Here is an 18,599-nt window from a genome sequence, read left to right as displayed (position 1 = left end):
AAAGCCCGATCACGCTGCCTCTGGTAAAGCCGCGGGTGGCCCCCTTTTGGACCCAGTACGGGGCTCCAGGAAATTGTTGTCGCGTGACGGCACGAGAATTGCGTTCCCCAGCCCCATCATTCGGTTTGCCTTCGCGATGACGTCATCTCTCCAGACGTTTTTTTTGTGTCAAGCGAAGCCACAACGCCTTCTCTTCCACCCGAGAATCCTATGTCCACGTCCAACAGCAAGTCCCATGCATCGTCAACGGGTGTGTTCGCTACTTTGGCCAGCGTCGTTGCAGTGGCTGGAACCGCCGCGTGGGTGCATCACCGCGCGCGCCAGGCAGAGCGTGACCATCCACCGCAGGGAAGCTTTCTCACGGTCGACGGGGTGCAATTGCATTACATCGACGAAGGCGAAGGTCCAGCTGTGGTGCTCCTTCACGGCAATGCAGTGCTGCTTCAGGACTATGTCGCCAGTGGATTGCTAAGATCTTTATCCAAGCGGCACCGGGTCATCCTGTTCGACCGCCCCGGCTTTGGGCATAGCCAACGCCCGCGGGACCGTCGGTGGACACCCCGGGCGCAGGCGGCTTTGTTGCGAAAAGCCTTGGCACAGCTGGGGGTCGAGCGTCCCCTGGTAGTAGCGCATTCACTGGGCACACTGGTGGCGCTTGGCATGGCGCTTGAATCCACAGTGAACGTTCGCGGCCTTGTGCTGATTTCCGGTTACTACTATCCATCCGCAAGGGTGGACGTCCTGCTGACTTCGCCTGCAGCCATCCCTGTGGTAGGTGACGCGCTCCGCTATACCGTGGCGCCCCTGGCCGGACGACTGCTTCTGAAGCGCGCGTTGCGGCAAATGTTCGCCCCGGCGCAGCCCCCCCCAATCTTTTTTGACTTGATTTCCCGCGAGATGCTGCTGCGACCGTCGCAGATCAATGCTGCGGCGGAGGATGCGGCATTCATGATCCCAGCCGTTTCAGAATTCCGCGAGCTCTATGCCGGACTGCAAGTTCCCGTGACGCTGGTGGCGGGAGCGGGGGATAAAATCGTCGACGCAGCCTCGCATTCGACCGCACTGCATCGTGAATTGCCAAATAGTACGCTGGTGCTCGTTCCCGGCGTGGGCCACATGGTCCACTATGCGGCGACGGAGGATATCGCGCGGACAGTGGAACGAATGACGGGCGCCTCAGGTGCACCGTTCATCCAATCTGTTCAATGAAGTGAGGGCAAGGGAGCGATCGCCGTCCCACGGGCGATGGCATAACGGCCATCGAACGCCGCAGAGCAAGATCTGCCACAGAACGGCACGCCGCAGTGGCTCCACCGGGCCTACAACCCTACGCGGGGCTTCAATTTCTCGCTTGAGGCCTGATGGGCTTCGACCTAACCAGACGCTCAACCGACATCCGGCTGTCGGGTCGTTGTCTCAGTGCGGAAGGAAAGAATGCCGGAGGCTCGTTCCGCCTCCGGCGGGGCTGGACCTTACTTGGCAGCGGTCTTGACCGGCACACCGGTGTAGCTCAGCGAAGATAGTTCTTCCTTCGCTTTTTCGGGCGTCTCGAGTTCGAGCACGACACGGCCTACCATCAGACCCAGCGAAGGCGAGCTTCGCACGTACTTTGTTTCGCCGGCATCAAGCACGAAACTGAGCGTCTTCTCGGTTTCCGTAGCAGCCGACGCGACGTACTTGCCAGCCGGACGATCGACAAAGAAAAAGCCACCGGGCTTCGATTCGCCCACTACTTCGTTGTTCAGACGGATATCGGGCTGAATGGCAGCGCCGAACATCGATGCGGACCGTAGAAAGTAGACGCGCCCTTCGCCCGCCTTCACAGTCGGAATCGATGCGGCCATCTCGCTATGCTTGACCCCGGAGGCGCAACCAGCCAGCAGCGACGTAGCGGCTACCGCGGCAACCAGCATGCGTGCGACTTGTTTCATTGTATTTCCCCTGTTGTAATTGGAACTGCCATAGAAAGAGGTGAGTAGCTCTGCTCACCCGGAAGGTAGAAGCCGACAAGCCGCTTGCCTTGAATGACGAGATACGCCTCATGTACCTGCCGGCCTTCGATCGTGAAGACCGTGCCTGCGGGCCGATAGACTGTCCCCTGCGGCAACCGCCCAGCCGGCTTCCAGATCGAACTGCGGGCAAGCGTTCGGGTGTAGCCGGTATCGAGACGAAGGTCGGTGCTGGTCTCGAAACGGATGGCTGGCACCACCGCATCATCCGTGAGCGGCGTCAGTTGCACCGGTGCCGTTTGGATCATCGGGGCACACCCTGCAAGTGTTAGCAAGGCAATCAACAAGAGTCGATTTTTCATAGGTCGGTTATTATTGGTGCGCCCTGCGGGCCATCGCGTAGGCGTCAGGTCGTAGCATGGCGAGAAAGATAGCAAATGACACCGCCACGTAAAATGCCGTCGCACCCCAGACTGATGGGATTTGTATGAAAACCGCAACGTACGCTGAATGGTGCCAAACATATTCCATTCAGTACCATTACCGAAAAAATAAATCGCTACAGACGGATTGGGGAAGTGCGTCGGTCGTATATCGGGCCCCGCCAGCCTAAAGCTGCCGCCCGCTGTGCCGATATAACGTTCCTTATGGTCGGATCCGCTCGCATTGCTGCGCAATTTTCCTGGCCAGACGTCCGCGCCCCCCTCTAAAGTGGGATTGGCAGTAAGCTGCGCAATTCTGCTTTCTTGCGCTGGGTCCTTGTGCGCGAAATGGTGCTATACGAAGACGTATCCGGAGGAGCCAGTGTCAACCGTATCGCCGCCGTACTCCCGCAAGAGGCTGCTGCAGTGCCTTTAGCTGCCCACGATGGCCGCCGCGCAAAATGGATCCTCGAACATGGCAAGAGAGAGTAACTGAAATGGGAACGCGGGAACGTGATCGCGGGACCATGCGTCAACTCCTGATTTTTTTGTTAGCCTGGTTGGCAGTTGTGCAGGTCGATGCCGTTCAGGCTGCCTTTGGCACCCCGCCTTTCACTGTTCCGTTGGACCCAAGCAAGGCTGGAAGTCGAATCGAAAGAGAATTCAGAATCCCCGAGCGACAACTTTACGCCTTCATTGTTGGCTTTAAGTATCGAGAAAGGGACCAGGCGGATCGAGCCAGAGCCAGGCGACTGTCGGGGAGCTATGAACGTGATAAGAATGGGAAGATCATTACACCAGGCGTTGCTTTTTCGTTACGAGTGACCGTGGTAAAAACCTCGCCGGAAGGCGAAAGTACGGTCATTGACCGCGAGATTAACGTCGAGGAGATTGCCCTGTTTTCGTGGAGCAAAGACGAATTCGATAAAGAGATGGCTGCCCTTCCTTTAGAGAAGGGGCGCTACCGGATTGTTGTCGAAACTACTAAGGCGGCACCGGAGATGAAAGGCGCACCGATCATCTTTTCAGTCCACCGAGCTTACCGTGGGAAGTGAGCCAATTCGTGCTGGATCTGTGCCCATGGGCTTGCCAATAGCCTCGTCCGTTCGCGGCCGCGCCGTCAGAGTCTAGCGCTCTCGCAGGCGATGCACCAGGCGGTCGCCACTTGCCTGCACGACCGTGACCAGCGCAATCAGGATCACGATGACGACCGCCATCACCGTGGTATCGAAACGTTGGTAGCCGTACCGGATCGCGAGGTCGCCGAGCCCGCCCGCGCCGACCGCGCCGGCCATGGCTGAGGCGCCAATCAGCGAAACCACGGTGATGGTAAAGCCGCCGACGATCCCGGGCAGCGCTTCCGGCAGCAGCACGTGAAGCAGGATATGCCGGCGCCGGCAGCCCATGGCCTGTGCGGCCTCGACCAGGCCCGCATCGACTTCGCGCAGGCTGATTTCGGCAATGCGTGCAAAGAACGGCGTGGCGCTGACGGCCAGCGGCACCACCGCGGCCCAGACGCCGATGGTTGCACCGACGACCAGCCGCGTGAACGGCAGCAGCGCCACCAGCAGCACGATGAACGGCGTGGCGCGGAAGCTGTTGACCACGCTGCCGAGCACGCGATGCAGGCGCGGCGCGGGCCGCATGCCACCGGGCGCGGTGACCACGAGCACCAGCGCGAGCGGCACACCCGCCAGCACCGCAATGGCGGCCGATGCGCCGACCATCGTCAGCGTATCGAGGAATCCTTGCCAGAGGCGTTCAATAAGAATCGGCGACATAGCCCAGTGTTTTCACGTATGGGGAAAGGGGAGAGCGCAGCGAATCCGGATCCGTGCCGGTGCCTGCCAGCGACCACAGCAGGCGGCCTTGCGTGTGGCCCTGGATGCGGTCCAGGCTGCCGTGCAGCAGTTGTGCGCCCGTGCCGAGTCCGGCGGCGAGGCTGGCGAGGTCCGGCGCGTGCTCGCCGCTGCCTGCATAGTGCAGTTCGGCGATGCGCCGGTGCGGCCCCGCCGGCGGCTCGGGCAGCAGCCGTGCGGCGAGGTCTTGCGGCAGTCCCGGTGTCAGCGGCGCCAGCAGCGCCTGCGTCGCCGCGTGCCGCGGCTGTCCGAATACCTGCCATACGGGCCCGGCTTCGGCAATGGCGCCGTGCTCCAGGACCAGCACCTGGTCGCAGATTTCGCGGATCACGCGCATCTCGTGCGTGATCAGCACGATGGTGAGCCCGAGGCGCTGGTTGATGTCGCGCAGCAACTGCAGGATCGATTGCGTGGTTTCAGGATCCAGCGCGGAGGTGGCTTCGTCGCACAGCAGGATCTCGGGGTGGTGTACGAGCGCGCGCGCAATGCCGGCACGCTGCTTCTGTCCGCCCGACAGGCGGCCGGGATAGGTATCGTGCTTGCCTTCGAGGCCAACCAGGGCGAGCACCTCGTCCACGCGCCACCCAATGGCGTCGCGCGGCACGCCGGCTACCTTCAGCGGCAGCGCCACATTTTCGCGTACCGTCTTCGCCGAAAGCAGGTTGAAATGCTGGAAGATCATGCCGATACGGCGGCGCAGTGCCACGAGGCCGTTTTCGTCGAGCGTCGAAATATCCTGCCCGTCGACCAGCACACGTCCATCCGTCGGCGCCTCGAGCCGGTTGATCGTGCGCAGCAGCGTGGATTTTCCGGCGCCGCTGCGCCCGATGATGCCGAAGATGCCGCCGGGCGGTATGTCGAGATCAATGTCGCTGAGGGCCTGAACGATACCGGCGCCGCTCGCATAACGCTTGCTCACGCGTTCGAAGCGAACCGCGCCGGTCGCGGTCCGCGCATGGCCGCCACGCGTGGCGGCAGCGGCGTCGGAGCGTGTCGCCGCGGGCAGGAACCCGCGGCGCAGCAAAGCAGTGGTCATGCTCATGGCAGTCCCCTGTGCGTCACGGTTGCGCCTTGAGCCACGGCAGGCTGTACAGCTTGTCGTTGTTGGCATAGGACGTGCCGAGCTGCTTGCGCACCGCTGGCGAGTCCTGGTAGATCTTCACGAAGCGCGCCACGCGCGGATCGGCGGCGTTGTCCTCGCGCGTGACGAAGCGGATCGCGAAATACGTATCGTCGATGCCCGAGTACAGCAACCCGGCACCGGCCACCTGGGCCTTGCCGGCGTTGACGAAGTGCGCGGGGAAGCCCTGCGCCAGGTCTACGTCGTCCAGCGCCCGGACCAGTTGCGGTCCCTCGATCTCGATCAGCTTGAGCTTCTTCGGATTCGCCACGATGTCGTTGACGCTGCCTTTTGCGCCCACGCCGTCGCGCAGCTTGACGAGGCCAGCCTTCTGCAGCAGCAACAGGCCGCGGCCCTGGTTGACCGGATCGCTTGCCACGCCGACGCGCGCGCCTTCCTTCAGCTCGTCGAAGCGCTTCACGTGGCTCGAATACAGGCCGATGTTCGGCAGCACGCCGAGCGCCACGCTGCGGAACTTGTAGCCGCGTTCCTTGACGGCGTTGTCGAGGAAGGCCTGGTGCTGGAAGTAGTTCACGTCGAGATCGCCGGACGACAGCGCGACATTGGGCGTGGTCCAGTCCGTGAACTCGACGACCTTCACGTCGAGGCCCTGCTTGCGAGCTTCGGCGGCCGCTACTTCGACGGAGTCGGCGAGTGCGCCCGGTGTGACGCCGATGCGCAGCGGCGCGGCATGGACGGCCGGCAGCAGCGCTAGCGAAGCAAACAGGGCGGCAACGGTGGCCGGCAGGAGGCGGGAGATCTTCATGGTGTCAGTGGTGAATGCGGACAAGGGAGGGATGCGTCATGCGTGACGGAACGCGTCGGCCGCGTGGCGCGCCGGCAGCCGGTCGCCTTCGGCGAACAGCTTGTGCCGCAGCGTGCCGTCGGCATACGCGGTCTTGTAGCGGCCGCGCTCCTGCAGTGCGGGGACGACGAGGTCGACGAAGTCCTCGTAGCTCTCCGGCACCACGGTGCGGCTCAGGTTGAAGCCATCGATGCCGGTCTCGTCCACCCATTCGGCGAGCGTGTCGGCCACCTGCGACGGGTCGCCGACGATGGCCGGGTAGCGTCCGCCCAGCTCGAACAGGTCCAGCAGCTTGCGGCGCGTCCAGCCATGCTGGGCGGCGGTCTTTGTCGCCGATTCGATGGCGTTGCCGCCTTCATAGTTCACGGGGTCGTCGAGCCCGTAGCGCGCGAAGTCCACGCCGGTGCTGGCCGCGAAATGGGCGAGTCCGGCCTCGCGGCTCGCATAGTCGCGATACTCGGCATGCCTGGCGCGCGCCTCGGCCTCCGTGCGGCCCGTGACCACGGCTGCGCCCATGAAGACCTTGACGTCGTCCGGACGGCGCCCGGCTGCTACCAGCTGCTCGCGCAGCGCGGACACCGTCTTGCGCGCCGCTTCCTTGCTCGGCGGGGAAATGAACACGCATTCGGCATGGCGCGCGGCAAAGCGCTGGCCACGGCCCGAGCTGCCGGCCTGGAACAGCACGGGCGTGCGCTGCGGCGAGGGTTCCGACAGGTGATAGCCGTCCACCTTGTAGTAGCGCCCGCTGTGGCTGACCTTGCGCACCTTCGATGGATCGGCGAACACGCGCGCGGCCTTGTCGCGCAGCACGGCGTCGTTCTGCCAGCTGCCTTCCCAGAGCTTGTAGAGCACGTCGAGAAACTCGTCGGCGCGGTGGTAGCGCTCGTCGTGGGCGAGCTGTCCTTCGAGGCCCATGGCGCGCGCCGCGCTGTCGAGGTAGCCGGTCACGATGTTCCAGCCGACACGTCCCCGCGTCAGATGGTCCAGCGTGGAAAACCGGCGCGCCAGCAGGTACGGCTGCTCATAGCTCATGTTCACCGTGACCCCGAAGCCAAGGTGCCTGGTGGCCGCGGCCATGGCGGGGACGAGGAGCAGCGGGTCGTTGACCGGAAGCTGGATCGATTCCTGCAGCGTGACATCGACGTTGCCGCGGTACACGTCATAGACGCCGACGATGTCGGCGATGAACAATCCGTCGAACAGGCCGCGTTCGAGCGTGCGCGCCTGGTCCACCCAGTATTCCAGCGTGTTGTACTCGGCCGAGCGGTCGCGCGGGTGCGTCCACAGCCCGTGGTTGATATGCCCCACGCAGTTCATGTTGAACGCGTTGAGCAGGATCTGCTTGCGCGGTCCATGGTTCGCCATCAGAGCGCTCCATGCCGCGGCGGCAGCTTGTCATTGAGATGGAAGTTGCCGACCGCGTGGTACTTCCAGCGAACCGGATCGTGCAATGTATGCGTGCGCGCGTTGCGCCAGAAGCGGTCCAGACCCTGGTTGTCGAGCGTGGCGGAGGTGCCGCCCAGCTCGAACAGCCGCGTGCCGGCAAGCAGCGATGTGGTCGTCGTCAGCGCACGCGCCGCAGCAACGGCCAGCGATGCCTGCGCGACGGTTTGCTCGCCGGGCGCCCGCTGCGCGGCATCGGTGGCACGGCCGGCGCGGCGCACCAGTGCTTCGGCGGCACGCAGCCGCACCTGGACCTCGCCAAGCTGGTGCAGCGTCAGCGGGTCGTCCGCCGCACGTGCCACGCCGGCATCGATCCACGGCCGTGCGTGATCGCGCAGGAATGGCAGCGTGGCTGCCAGCGCGCCCCGGCCGATGCCGAGGTCGATCGCCGCATGCAGCAACTGGGCAAAAGGACCGATGGTCGTGGGCCGCTCGAACGAGGCGAGGAACGGCACCACCCAGTCGGCCTCGACGCGTACGTTCTCGAACGTCACCGAGCCGCTGCCGGTGACGCGCTGGCCAAAGCCGTCCCAGTCATCCGTGATGCCGACACCGTCGGCCGTGCGCGGCACGAACGCGAGCCGCGTGACTTCGCGTCCGGCTTCCTCAGCCACCACGAGCGTGGGAATCCAGTGCGCGTACAGCGCGCCGGTGCAATAGAACTTCTTGCCGTCGATGCGGAAGCCGTCGCCGTCAGGGGTCAGCCGCGTGCGGCGGCGGAAGTCCTTGTGGCCGATCTCGGCCAGCGCATTGCCGAAGCGCTCGCCAGCCAGTGCGCGCGCATAGAAGAATGCCCGCTGCGCCGGCGTGCCGCCAACACGCAGCACCTCCAGCGCATAGAAGTGGTTCTGCGGAATCTGCCCGAGCGAGCCATCCGCTGCGGCGATGATGGCGATGACCTCCGCCAGCGTGGTGTTGGACACGCCGGCGCCACCGTATTCGGGCGGCACGGTGATGCCCCACAGGCCGCTGGCGCTGAAGGTTTCCAGTTCATCCCAGGGCAGGCGCCGTTCGCGGTCGCGCCGGGCCGCTCCGGGCGCAAAGTGCGCGGCGAGCCGGCGCGCGATGGCGATCGCTTCGGCGTCGCCGCGGACAAGATGCGGAACCACGGCAGGCGCGGGCGCTGGCTGCGCCCGTCCATCGGCGGGCGGCGGATTGAAAAGCAACGACATATCAGTTCCAGGAGTGCCGCTTGGGCAGCGCGTTGTTCAGGTAGTAGTTGCCGATCAGATGCAGCTTCCAGCGCACCGGATCGTGCAGCGTGTGCGTGCGCGCATTGCGCCAGTGGCGGTCGAGGTTGTGCCCGGCGCGGGTGGCGGAAGAGCCGGCCAGTTCGAACAGCTTCTCGCTGGCCTGCAGCGCCGCTTCCGTGGTCAGCACCTTGGCCTCGGCCACGGCGACCGAAGCCTGCGCGCTGCCTACCTCGGTGACCGGTTGCTCCGCGATGGCATCGAGCGTCAGCGCGGCTTCGCGCAGCACTTCGCGCGCGGCGTCGAGTTCGATCGCCAGGCGGCCAACGTCGCCGATCAGGTGCGGATCCTCGCTCGCACGCGCGACGCCTGCATCGATCCACGGACGCGCGTGCTGGCGCACGAACGCGATGGCATCGTCGAACGCGGCCTGGGCGATGCCGAGATCGATCGCGGCCTGGATCAGTTGCGAGTTCGCGCCGTAGAGGCCGGGCCGGTCAGCCAGTTGCCACACGGGGATCACGTCGTCCTCGGCGACTGCGACGTGATCGAACACCACCGTGCCGCTCGCCGTCGTGCGCTGGCCGAACGACGACCAGTCGTCGACCACGGTCAGGCCGGCGGCATGGCGCGGCACCCAGACCTGGACCGCGCGGCCCTCATCGTCGAGCGCACGCGTTGGCACGCGGTGCGCGAACAGCGCGCCGGTGGAGTAAAAGCGTGTGCCGCTCAGGCGCAGCCCATGCGCCGTGCGACGCAGGCGCGTGGTGCCGTCGAGGATGGTCTGGCTATCAGCGGAGCGCCGCTCGGGCCCGGCGTTGCCGAGGCGTTGCCCAGCCAGCACCTCGGCGTAGAAGCGGCGCTTCTGGGCCTCGGTTCCCGCTTCGCGCAGCACGCCAAGCAGGCCGAAGTGGTTCTGCGGGATCTGGCCCAGCGATGCATCGGCGGCGCTGAGGATCGCAAAAACCTCGGCCAGCGTTGCATGGGAGACGCCGGCGCCGCCGTAGGCTTTGGGCACGGTGATGGCTCCCAGTCCGCTTTCGGACCAGCGCTCGAGTTCATCCCACGGCAGGATGCGTTCACGATCGCGCACCGAAGCGCCTGCACGGAATGTCTCGGCGAGCGCCCGTGCCGCATCGATGGCTTCTGCGTCGTCGCGGATGCGCCGCACGCTTGCGGGATCGGGCAGGGCGGGTTCACGCCCGGCAGCGGCGGGCTGCCTGGCTGCGTAGATATCGGAGAGATCGGTCATGACAGGTCGTGAGGATGCGTTGCACCGGGCATGGCGGTGGTGTCTCGCATCGAAAAGGGCTGACGATTGATTGGAGCATGCGCGTCCACGGCTTTCCCACGAATATTTCCGAGGATGCTTAGAAGCGTGGCTGCGGTGACGGTGAGGTGGTTGATGGCGTAGAACCCACCAATGTTTTCCCCCTCTGCGCCAAGCGGGAGGGAGCAAACATTGGGGGCGCGCTTTGTCAGGCAGCCCGCGTACCGACCGACCAGTAATACGTCGGCGCCGTGCCGTTGATCGCATGGTCGCCGACGATTCGTGCCTTGTAGATGGCCGGGTTGTGCGAGGCCAGTGTGCGTGCGTTGCGCCAGTGGCGGTCGAGCTGGTGCGCGGCGTCGAGCGCGGAGGCCCCGCCGACGTCGAACAGCCGGCCGGCCGCGCCGAGGACCAGGTCGAGCATGCCGACCTGCGCGCGCGATGCATCGAGTTCGACGTCCTGCAGCAGGGCATCCGGCACCGCTTCGCCGCGCTGGCGCAGCGTATCCACCTGGTCGAGTTTCGCGGCAACGGCACCGACCGTTGCCTGAGTCACGAAGGCGACGCCCGACAACTGGCCGACCACCTGCTGCACGAGCGGATCCTCCGCCGCCGTCGGCGCGCTGCCATTGCTGTACACGCGTTTGCGCCGCCGCACGAACGCGGCAGCGTCGCGCTCGATGGCGCGCGCGATGCCGGCAAGCGTGGCCAGGTGTACGAGCTGGAAGCACGCCGTGACCGTGGTCGGGTCCGTGCGCGAGAACGACAGCACGTGCTCGTCGGGTACGGCAACGTCCAGGAAACGCGTCGTGCCCGATGCGCTCAGGCGTTGGCCGAAGCCATGCCAGTCGTCGAGCCGGTCGACGCCTGCCGCATCGGCCCGTACCAGCACATAGGCCGGGCTGCCGTCATCGGTGCGGGTGGCCGACACGGCGATCCAGTCCGCATACAACGTGCCGGTGCTGTAGTACTTCTCTCCGTCCAGACGCCAGCCTCCGGCGCCGTCCGGCGCGAGCGTCGTGCGGTACCGGCCCAGCTGGCCGTCGCCGCGTTCCATCGCGGCATTGCCGAAGATGGCGCCCTGCGCTGCGAGCCGGAGCCACGGCGCGCGCCGTGACGGCGCGATTTCGGCATGCAGCCGTTCGATAAAGCCGAAGTGTGCGCGCAGGATCTGCGGCAGGTTGGAGTCGGCCGCGCCCAGTTCGATCAGCAGCGCATACAGCTGCGACGCGGAAGCACCCAGGCCGCCATGTTCGTGCGGCACGCGCAATGCACCGAAGCCGGCGTCGCGCAGCAGTGCAACCGCGTCGTGGGCCAGTGTGCGCGTGCGTTCGCGTTCGAGTGCGCCGGCCGCGATCTGTGCGAACACCGGCCGAAAGCGCTCGGCGAGCGATGAGAACGCCGGTGCCGCGTGGGCGAAAGGTGAAGCAGGAAGAGGGTGTGGCATGGGCGGATGATTAAGCGCTCACGCGGCCTTCAATGCAACCCGGCGGTGCGCCGCGAACAACGGCGCTGCGCGATCGGCCGCGAGCCGGATACGCTCGCGCAGCGCGGGGCTCTGCACGGTGTAGTTCTCGAAATCCAAAGGGGTTGCATAAACGCCGATAGGCAGCGTCAGCGCCTGCAGGAAGCCGAACAGCGGCCGCAACTGGTGTTCGAGCACCAGTGCATGGCGGTCGCTGCCGCCGGTGGCGGCGAGCAGCACGGGCTTGTCGGCCAGCGCTTCCTGGCCGATCAGGTCGAACAGGTGCTTGAAGTGGCCCGGATACGCGCCGCGATAGACCGGCGACGCGGCGATGACCAAGTCGGCCGATTCGATTGCCTGCAGTTGCGATTCGATCGCGGTCGGCAGTTCCCTGCGCCACAGCGCGCCACCAAGCGGGCGCGCAATATCCGCCAGGTTGATGACATGGGCGTCGACATGCAGTCGCGCGTCGAGCTCGGCAATCAGTGCTTCGACCAGCGCAAGCGTGCGCGAGGGTTGCTGGGTACTGCCGTTGACGGCAACGATCTTCAGGGGCTTGGACATGTTTGGCTTTCGGAGAGCGTGATGGCGTTGGTGTTGTCGAGGGCTGCAACGGTATGGTCTTCCTGCTGCGCAGGCTGGAGGGTGCCAAGACGATACTGCTGCGCGGCCGCCGTGCGAACGACGCGTTCGTTCTATCCATAGGCGATCCGTGCGCATAAGGGCATGCGCAATCGTTCGTTCCGGGCTGACAGGGGCGTCTCTATAGTTGGTCACCCTTGCAGACATCGGCCATCTTGCCGCCCAACACCATCATGAAGAACCCGTTCCGGCCATCGCGGCCTTCGCAACTATTCCGGCCGTTCGCGTTCCTGGCTCCCGTGGTGCTGTCGCTGCCTCTGCTGGGCGGCCTGCTGGCGGCACCAGCCAGCGCCGCTGCGCCAGCACAGGCCGCGGAAGCGCCGCGGGCCGGCGGCACGCTCACGACCATCATCCAGCCCGAGCCGGTGATCCTGACTTCGGCGCTCAATTCAGCCGCGCCGACCGGCTTCTTCAGCGCGAACGTCTTCGATGGCCTGATCGAGTACGACAACGACTTCAAGCTCAAGCCGGCGCTCGCGCAGCGCTGGGACATCTCGAAGGACTCGAAGACGCTCACATTCCACCTGCGGCCTAACGTGAAGTGGCATGACGGCAAGCCGTTCACGTCGGCCGACGTGAAGTGGACGCTCGAGAACGTGTGGAAGAAGCTGCATCCGCGCAACCAGATCCTGTTCGGCAAGGTCACGCGCGTCGACACGCCCGATGCGCTGACCGTCGTGCTGCAGTTCTCCGAGCCGTCGCTGGCGGTGCTCAGCTCGCTGAACAGCAACGGTGCGCAGGTGCTGCCCAAGCACCTGTACGAAGGCACGGACATCCTCAACAACCCGTACAACAACAAGCCGGTGGGAACGGGGCCTTTTGTCTTCAAGGAATGGAGCAAGGGCAACTACATCGTGCTGGAGCGCAATCCCGACTACTGGGACAAGGGCAAGCCGTACCTCGACAAGATCGTCTTCAAGGTGATCCCCGATGCCAGCGCGCGTGCCGCGGCGCTGGAGAAGGGCGAAGTCCAGTACGCACCGTTCAACCCGGTGCCGCTGAAGGATGCGCAGCGCCTGTCGCAGCTGCCTTCGCTGAAACTGGAGACGCGCGGCTACGAATGGCTGTCGCCGTGGCTGTTCATGGATGTCAACATTGACCGCCCGTACTTCAAGGACGTGCGCGTGGGCCAGGCACTGGCCCATGCGATAGACCTGAACACGCTGAACAAGGTGGTGTGGTTCGGCTTTGGCAAGCCCGCGGTGAGCCCGGTCGTCTCGACGCTGGGGCAGTTCTTCAACCCCAGCGTGCCGAAGTATCCGTATGACCCGGCCAGGGCCGAAGCCCTGCTCGACGCTGCCGGGCTGAAGCGCGGTGCTGACGGCAACCGCCTGAGGATCCAGATCGACTACCTGCCGTACGGCGACGACTACAAGCGCAGCGCGGAGTACATCAAGCAGGCGCTCAAGCGCGTGGGTGTCGACGTGACCGTGCGCACCCAGGACACCCCCACCTATACCAAGCGTGTCTACGGCGATCGCGACTTCGACCTCGCGGTGGTCTGGTTCGCGGGCTTTGCCGATCCGCTGGTTGGCGTGACGCGCGCCTATCGTAGCGACACGGTCGGCAAGAATATCCCGTGGTCGAACGGCTCGGGCTATCGCGGCGACGAAGCGAACCGGCTGATCGACCAGGCGCAGGGCTCGCCAAGCCAGGCCGAACGCGTCGAGCTGTTCCGCAAGTTCCAGTCCGTGGTGCAGACGGACCTGCCGTCGATCCCGCTGCTCGAGCTGCGCTTCTTCACGGTGCAGTCGTCGAACCTGCGCGATACGGTCAGCGGCGTGGACCAGGTCTATGCCTCGCTCAAGCGCGCCTGGCTGGCGCCGGCTGGCACGGCCGTGGCCACGGCCACCACGCCCGCTGCCGCTGCGGCACAGGCCGCGCGCTGACGACGGGCGATGACCATGCCCACGATCCAGCGCGACACGCCCGGACGCAAGCCGGCATGGCTGGCACGCGTGCCGTGGCGGACGGCCTGGCGCAGGCTGCTGCAGCTAGCCGGCATCGTCGCCGGCATGGCCGTGGTCAATTTCTTCCTGCTGCGGCTCGCGCCCGGCGACGCCGCGCAGGTGCTGGCGGGGGAGGCGGGTGCCGCCACGCCGGAGTACCTGGCGGCGCTGCGCGCGCAGTTCGGACTTGACCAGCCCTTGTGGGTACAGCTCGGCAAGTATCTGTGGCACCTGGCGCAGCTCGACCTCGGCTATTCATTCCGGCAGGGCATGCCGGTGCTGGACCTGATCCTGCAGCGCCTGCCTGCCACGCTGCTGCTGATGGGCGCAAGCATCGCGCTCGCGGTGGTGATCGGTGCGGGCCTCGGCGTGCTGGCGGCGGCGCGCGCCGGGCGCGCGCTCGACACGCTGATCTCCTCCGTGGCGCTGCTGTGCTTTGCCACCCCGCTGTTCTGGGTGGGCCTGATGCTGGTTCTGGTGTTTTCGGTCCGCCTCGATTGGCTACCGGTGGGCGGCATGTTCACCGTGGAAGCCGGGCTCACGGGCTGGGCGTATGCCGCCGACGTGGCGCGGCACCTGGTGTTGCCGGCCGCCACACTCGGCCTGTTCTATATGGCCGTGTATGTGCGGCTGATGCGCGCCAGCATGATCGAGGTGCGGCGGCAGGATTTCGTGCGCACGGCTGTGGCCAAGGGCGCGCCCGCCGGCCGCGTGCTGACGCGTCATGTCCTGCGCAATGCGCTGCTGCCGCTGGTGACCATGGTGGGCGTGCAGGCCAGTTCCGTGATCGGCGGCGCGGTGCTCGTGGAGACGGTGTTCTCGTGGCCAGGCCTCGGCCGGATGGCGTTCGAGGCGCTGTACCAGCGCGACTACAACCTGCTGCTCGGCATCCTGCTGTGCAGCGCCGTGGTGGTGGTGCTGGTCAACTGGCTCGTCGACGCGGTCTACGCGCGGGTGGACCCGCGCATCCGGCTGGCATGATGCGGCCCCGGCGTTTGCAGGAGTATCGCTTGTCTTTGCCTTCTTCCTCCCTTCCGGCGCCTCTGCAGGCAGCTCATTCCGATGCGCACGGCACCGCGGCTGACATGACTGTGCCTCCGCTGCCGGCCGCGGACCGGCGGCGGCTGCGCCGGCTGCTGTCGTCACCCAGCGCCGTGGCGGGCCTGGCGCTGCTGGCCGTGGTTCTCGCTGCTGCGCTGTCGGCTGGCTGGGTATTCCCCGCCGACCCGCTCGAAATGGCGACCGAACCGCTGCTTTGGCCGGGGCGCGATGCCGCATTTCCGCTCGGCTCCGACATGCTGGGCCGCGACATTCTCGCGGGCCTGTTCCATGGCGCGCGCGCCTCGCTGCTGATCGCGGGTGTCTCGACGGCGCTGGCCGTGGTGCTTGGCGTCGCAGGCGGCGTGACGGCCGGCTACTTCGGTGGCCGCGCTGACCGCTTGTTCGGCACGCTGACGACATTTTTCCTGACGATCCCGTCGTTCCTGTTCGCGCTGGCCATCGTGGCGGTGGTGCAACCTTCGGTATGGAAAATCGCGCTCGCGATCGGCATCACCTCGTGGCCCGCGCTCGGGCGGCTGGTGCGTGCCGAGGTGCTGCGGCTGCGCCACGGCGACATGGTGCTGGCAAGCGAGGCGGTGGGCGCCAGCCACGCGCGCATTATCATCGAGGACATCCTGCCCAACACGCTCACCCCCGTGCTGGTGTCGGCGTCGCTGATGGTGGCCACGGCCATCCTGACCGAATCGAGCCTGGCGTTCCTCGGCCTGGCAGATCCCAACGTCGCGAGCTGGGGAAACATGGTCGGCGCGGGCCGCGAGGTGTTGCGCACGGACTGGTATGTGTGCGCATTGCCCGGCCTGGCGATCGTCCTGACCGTGCTGGCGCTGAACCTGCTCGGCGACGGACTGGCCACCGCCTTCGATCCGCGCGAGGGCCGCTGAAGGCCTTCGCCGTCCCCATTCCCAACTGACTTCACAGGAGAGCGTCTTGGCACGCATTCACGACATCGATCCCGACGCCCTGCAGGGCGAGGCCCGCACCACGTTCGAACGCGTGGAGCGCGAGTACGGCGCGTTCGGCAACATGCTGCGCGTGCTCGGTCACCGGCCGCCCGCGGTAGCGCACCTGTTCGGCCTGCTGCTGGATTCCGCTCGCGACGCACTGATTACGCGCCGGCATCTGGAGATCGTGCTGGTCACGGCATCGCGGCTGAATGCGTGCCACTACTGCATCAGCCATCACGTGCCAAGGCTGGAAGCGCTGGGCGTGACGCCCGAAACGGTAGAGCGGATCCTGGAGCCCGACGTGCCCGGGCTGGACGCCGTGGAGCGCCTGGTGCGCGACTACACCGTGCAAGTCACGACGCAACGCGTCACCGACACGGTGGTAGCGCGGCTGCGCGAGCACTTCACCGAAGCGCAGGTCGTGGAGCTGACACTGCGCGCGGCGCTGTGCGCATTCTTCGCGCGCTTCAATGAAGCGCTGGAGATCCAGGTCGAGCCCGAACTGCTGGCCGCCGAAATCCACGCCACCTGATTTTCCCAGAGGCATCATGACGCCGTTGCTTTCCCTGCAGCATCTTTCCATCCGCTATCCCGGCAGCGCGCGGCCCGCGGTTTCGGGCCTGAGCCTCGATGTCGGCGCCGGCGAGACCGTCGCGATCGTAGGCGAATCGGGCTGCGGCAAATCCACGACCGCGCTGGGGTTGCTGCGGCTGCTGCCTGCGTCCGCGCAGGTGAGCGGGCGCGTGCTGCTGGAAGAGCGCGACCTGCTGACGCTGCGCGAGCGCGACATGACCGCGCTGCGTGGCAACGCCGTGTCGATGATCTTCCAGGAGCCCATGACCTCGCTCAACCCGGTGCTGAGCGTCGGGGCACAGGTGGTCGAAACGCTGCGGCTGCATACGGCGCTGTCCGTGCAGGCGGCCCATGCGCGGGCGGTCGAATTGCTGGACCAGGTACGCATTCCCGAACCGCAGCGGCGCTTCCACGCCTATCCGCACCAGTTGTCAGGCGGACAGCGCCAGCGCGTGATGATCGCCATGGCGATCGCGTGCACACCGAAGCTGCTCGTGGCCGATGAGCCGACCACCGCGCTCGATGTCACCGTGCAAGCCCAGATACTGGAGTTGCTGGACACGCTGCGGCGCGAGCTACGCATGGCGATGCTTCTGATCACGCACGACCTTGGCGTGGTGGCGCGCTGGGCCGATCGCGTCGCGGTCATGCACGACGGCATCAAGGTGGAGGAGCAGCCTGCCAGCGCTTTGTTCCGCGAGCCTGCACACGCTTACACGCGCGGGCTGCTCGGCGCGTCGCTGAGCGCCGCGGACGGCGTGGTGCCGCACTATCGGCAGGTCCGCCTGCCCGAGATCCGCGTGGATCGCCGTGCCGACGGCACACCGGCGGCATTCCGGCTCGAACGTCCGGCGCTGCGTTCGGCTGGCGGCCCCGCCGCCGCGTCGGCACCGCCCCTGCTTGATGTCGAGGATCTCCACGTGACCCACCGGTCCGGCGCCCACGCTACGGTTGCCGTGCAGGGCGTTTCGTTTTCCATAGCTGCGGGGGAGACCGTTGGCCTGGTTGGCGAATCCGGCTGCGGTAAATCCACGCTCGCGCGGGCAGTGCTGCGCCTCGCGGACCATGACGCGGGACGCATCGTCTTTGACGGCGCGGACATCGCGCCCGTCAACCGCCGGCGGATGCGCCCGTGGCGCGGCGCCGTGCAACTCGTGTTCCAGGACCCGTACAGCTCGCTCAACCCGCGCAAGACCGTCGCCGAGGTGCTGGAAGGCGCGCTGCAGATACACGGCGTGCGCGGCCGGCAGGAACGGCGCGCACGCGCGGCGGCGATGATAGACCGCGTGGGCTTGCCCGCCGCGGCGCTGCACCGCTATCCGCACGAGTTTTCCGGCGGCCAGCGCCAGCGCATCGGCATCGCCCGCGCACTGATCGTCAGGCCGCGCCTGCTCGTCTGCGATGAACCAGTGTCGGCGCTCGACGTTTCGGTGCAGGCGCAAGTGCTGAACCTGCTCGCCGACCTGCAGGCGGAGTACGGGCTGTCATGCCTGTTCATTTCACATGACCTTGGCGTCGTGCGTTATATCGCCGACCGCATCCTGGTCATGCGCGAAGGCCGCCTCGTCGAGAGCGGCGACCGTGACGACATCTGGAACCGGCCCGCGCATCCATACACGCGGCAACTCCTGGCTGCCGTGCCACGGGCACTGCCGGCGCAGCGCCATGCGCCACTTTCGCAACATGCAGAAACGCAGGCGTCCGGCGTATTTGGCTAGCCGATTTCGGACGCGTGAGGCTGACGAAACCGGTCAAGCGCGACCGGCGTCCATGCCGTCCGCGACGGCGAAGAGGCCGAGCAAAGAAGAGAGTCTTGCCCGGCGCATGCGCATTTCGGATGGCTCAATGTCGCATGCCGGTTCGTAGCCAGCCCGACACGTTCGTAGACTCCATGCATTCCAACAAG

The 18,599-nt window shown here is 66.1% G+C and carries 17 protein-coding genes; 7 read left to right on the top strand and 10 right to left on the bottom strand.

What is annotated here, in order from left to right; all coding sequences use genetic code 11:
• The first annotated feature begins 210 nt into the window (after positions 1-210).
• Positions 211-1,209, top strand: coding sequence for an alpha/beta fold hydrolase (locus RALTA_RS22370; protein WP_012356217.1), 999 nt, complete (start codon positions 211-213; stop codon positions 1,207-1,209).
• A gap of 263 nt (positions 1,210-1,472) precedes the next feature.
• Here RALTA_RS22370 and RALTA_RS22365 read toward each other — a convergent pair whose 3' ends face one another.
• Positions 1,473-1,931 carry a DUF2846 domain-containing protein gene (locus RALTA_RS22365; protein ID WP_012356216.1) on the bottom strand — a complete coding sequence of 153 codons (459 nt, stop codon included), beginning with the start codon at positions 1,929-1,931 and terminating at the stop codon, positions 1,473-1,475.
• A complete protein-coding gene (locus RALTA_RS22360; RefSeq protein ID WP_081479511.1) occupies positions 1,928-2,311 on the bottom strand; it encodes a hypothetical protein in 384 nt (127 codons plus the stop codon). Before RALTA_RS22360 ends, RALTA_RS22365 begins: the two co-directional genes overlap by 4 nt.
• 587 nt (positions 2,312-2,898) lie before the next feature.
• On the opposite strand from RALTA_RS22360, the gene RALTA_RS30415 reads away from it, so the two are divergent.
• The gene (locus RALTA_RS30415) at positions 2,899-3,426 is read left to right on the top strand and encodes a DUF5625 family protein (RefSeq protein ID WP_012356213.1); all 528 of its coding nucleotides are present in this window, start codon (positions 2,899-2,901) and stop codon (positions 3,424-3,426) included.
• A gap of 72 nt (positions 3,427-3,498) precedes the next feature.
• Here the strand turns inward: RALTA_RS30415 and RALTA_RS22350 are convergent, their stop codons facing one another.
• From RALTA_RS22350 to msuE, 8 genes are all read right to left on the bottom strand, one after another.
• Positions 3,499-4,152, bottom strand: a complete 654-nt coding sequence (locus tag RALTA_RS22350; RefSeq protein ID WP_012356212.1) for a methionine ABC transporter permease — start codon at positions 4,150-4,152, stop codon at positions 3,499-3,501.
• On the bottom strand, positions 4,133-5,272 hold the full coding sequence (locus tag RALTA_RS22345) for a methionine ABC transporter ATP-binding protein (RefSeq protein ID WP_041232563.1): 1,140 nt from the start codon (positions 5,270-5,272) through the stop codon (positions 4,133-4,135). The genes RALTA_RS22350 and RALTA_RS22345 overlap by 20 nt, the downstream gene beginning before the upstream one ends.
• A gap of 16 nt (positions 5,273-5,288) precedes the next feature.
• Positions 5,289-6,116, bottom strand: a complete 828-nt coding sequence (locus RALTA_RS22340; protein ID WP_041232562.1) for a MetQ/NlpA family ABC transporter substrate-binding protein — start codon at positions 6,114-6,116, stop codon at positions 5,289-5,291.
• Between the two features lie 36 nt (positions 6,117-6,152).
• A complete protein-coding gene (locus tag RALTA_RS22335) occupies positions 6,153-7,520 on the bottom strand; it encodes an LLM class flavin-dependent oxidoreductase (protein WP_012356209.1) in 1,368 nt (455 codons plus the stop codon).
• Positions 7,520-8,770 carry an SfnB family sulfur acquisition oxidoreductase gene (locus tag RALTA_RS22330; RefSeq protein WP_012356208.1) on the bottom strand — a complete coding sequence of 417 codons (1,251 nt, stop codon included), beginning with the start codon at positions 8,768-8,770 and terminating at the stop codon, positions 7,520-7,522. Before RALTA_RS22330 ends, RALTA_RS22335 begins: the two co-directional genes overlap by 1 nt.
• A gap of 1 nt (position 8,771) precedes the next feature.
• Entirely contained in the window at positions 8,772-10,040 is a 1,269-nt protein-coding gene (locus RALTA_RS22325) for an SfnB family sulfur acquisition oxidoreductase (protein ID WP_012356207.1), read from the bottom strand.
• A 226-nt stretch (positions 10,041-10,266) separates the two neighbouring features.
• A complete protein-coding gene (locus tag RALTA_RS22320; RefSeq protein ID WP_012356206.1) occupies positions 10,267-11,505 on the bottom strand; it encodes an acyl-CoA dehydrogenase family protein in 1,239 nt (412 codons plus the stop codon).
• Between the two features lie 18 nt (positions 11,506-11,523).
• Positions 11,524-12,087 (bottom strand): FMN reductase, encoded by a 564-nt coding sequence (gene msuE, locus RALTA_RS22315; RefSeq protein WP_012356205.1) that lies wholly within the window; start codon positions 12,085-12,087, stop codon positions 11,524-11,526.
• Positions 12,088-12,338: 251 nt separating this feature from the next.
• Here msuE and RALTA_RS22310 point away from each other — a divergent pair, with 251 nt between their 5' ends.
• From RALTA_RS22310 to RALTA_RS22290, 5 genes are all read left to right on the top strand, one after another.
• The gene (locus RALTA_RS22310; RefSeq protein WP_050976555.1) at positions 12,339-14,054 is read left to right on the top strand and encodes an ABC transporter substrate-binding protein; all 1,716 of its coding nucleotides are present in this window, start codon (positions 12,339-12,341) and stop codon (positions 14,052-14,054) included.
• 126 nt (positions 14,055-14,180) lie between these two features.
• Entirely contained in the window at positions 14,181-15,095 is a 915-nt protein-coding gene (locus RALTA_RS22305) for an ABC transporter permease (protein ID WP_050976554.1), read from the top strand.
• Positions 15,096-15,199: 104 nt separating this feature from the next.
• Positions 15,200-16,057, top strand: a complete 858-nt coding sequence (locus RALTA_RS22300; protein ID WP_012356202.1) for an ABC transporter permease — start codon at positions 15,200-15,202, stop codon at positions 16,055-16,057.
• Between the two features lie 46 nt (positions 16,058-16,103).
• Complete coding sequence (locus tag RALTA_RS22295; RefSeq protein ID WP_012356201.1) at positions 16,104-16,652, top strand: carboxymuconolactone decarboxylase family protein; 549 nt, start codon at positions 16,104-16,106, stop codon at positions 16,650-16,652.
• Positions 16,653-16,668: 16 nt separating this feature from the next.
• Entirely contained in the window at positions 16,669-18,411 is a 1,743-nt protein-coding gene (locus RALTA_RS22290; protein ID WP_012356200.1) for an ABC transporter ATP-binding protein, read from the top strand.
• Positions 18,412-18,599: the final 188 nt, after the last annotated feature.

It is taken from the genome of Cupriavidus taiwanensis LMG 19424 (genome assembly GCF_000069785.1).
GTDB lineage: Bacteria > Pseudomonadota > Gammaproteobacteria > Burkholderiales > Burkholderiaceae > Cupriavidus > Cupriavidus taiwanensis.
The sequence above is the reverse complement of the archived record's forward strand: the minus strand, read 5'-3'. Positions and strand labels throughout refer to the sequence as shown.

Bases quoted from the DNA above. Each gene is read 5' to 3' on its own strand.
- RALTA_RS22345 (WP_041232563.1), bottom strand. From the start codon at position 5,272: ATGAGCATGACCACTGCTTTGCTGCGCCGCGGGTTCCTGCCCGCGGCG.
- RALTA_RS22330 (WP_012356208.1), bottom strand. From the start codon at position 8,770: ATGTCGTTGCTTTTCAATCCGCCGCCCGCCGATGGACGGGCGCAGCCA.
- RALTA_RS30415 (WP_012356213.1), top strand. From the start codon at position 2,899: ATGCGTCAACTCCTGATTTTTTTGTTAGCCTGGTTGGCAGTTGTGCAG.
- RALTA_RS22340 (WP_041232562.1), bottom strand. From the start codon at position 6,116: ATGAAGATCTCCCGCCTCCTGCCGGCCACCGTTGCCGCCCTGTTTGCT.
- RALTA_RS22370 (WP_012356217.1), top strand. From the start codon at position 211: ATGTCCACGTCCAACAGCAAGTCCCATGCATCGTCAACGGGTGTGTTC.
- RALTA_RS22325 (WP_012356207.1), bottom strand. From the start codon at position 10,040: ATGACCGATCTCTCCGATATCTACGCAGCCAGGCAGCCCGCCGCTGCC.
- RALTA_RS22365 (WP_012356216.1), bottom strand. From the start codon at position 1,931: ATGAAACAAGTCGCACGCATGCTGGTTGCCGCGGTAGCCGCTACGTCG.
- RALTA_RS22305 (WP_050976554.1), top strand. From the start codon at position 14,181: ATGGCCGTGGTCAATTTCTTCCTGCTGCGGCTCGCGCCCGGCGACGCC.
- RALTA_RS22290 (WP_012356200.1), top strand. From the start codon at position 16,669: ATGACGCCGTTGCTTTCCCTGCAGCATCTTTCCATCCGCTATCCCGGC.
- msuE (WP_012356205.1), bottom strand. From the start codon at position 12,087: ATGTCCAAGCCCCTGAAGATCGTTGCCGTCAACGGCAGTACCCAGCAA.
- RALTA_RS22350 (WP_012356212.1), bottom strand. From the start codon at position 4,152: ATGTCGCCGATTCTTATTGAACGCCTCTGGCAAGGATTCCTCGATACG.
- RALTA_RS22300 (WP_012356202.1), top strand. From the start codon at position 15,200: ATGACTGTGCCTCCGCTGCCGGCCGCGGACCGGCGGCGGCTGCGCCGG.
- RALTA_RS22335 (WP_012356209.1), bottom strand. From the start codon at position 7,520: ATGGCGAACCATGGACCGCGCAAGCAGATCCTGCTCAACGCGTTCAAC.
- RALTA_RS22310 (WP_050976555.1), top strand. From the start codon at position 12,339: ATGAAGAACCCGTTCCGGCCATCGCGGCCTTCGCAACTATTCCGGCCG.
- RALTA_RS22360 (WP_081479511.1), bottom strand. From the start codon at position 2,311: ATGAAAAATCGACTCTTGTTGATTGCCTTGCTAACACTTGCAGGGTGT.
- RALTA_RS22320 (WP_012356206.1), bottom strand. From the start codon at position 11,505: ATGCCACACCCTCTTCCTGCTTCACCTTTCGCCCACGCGGCACCGGCG.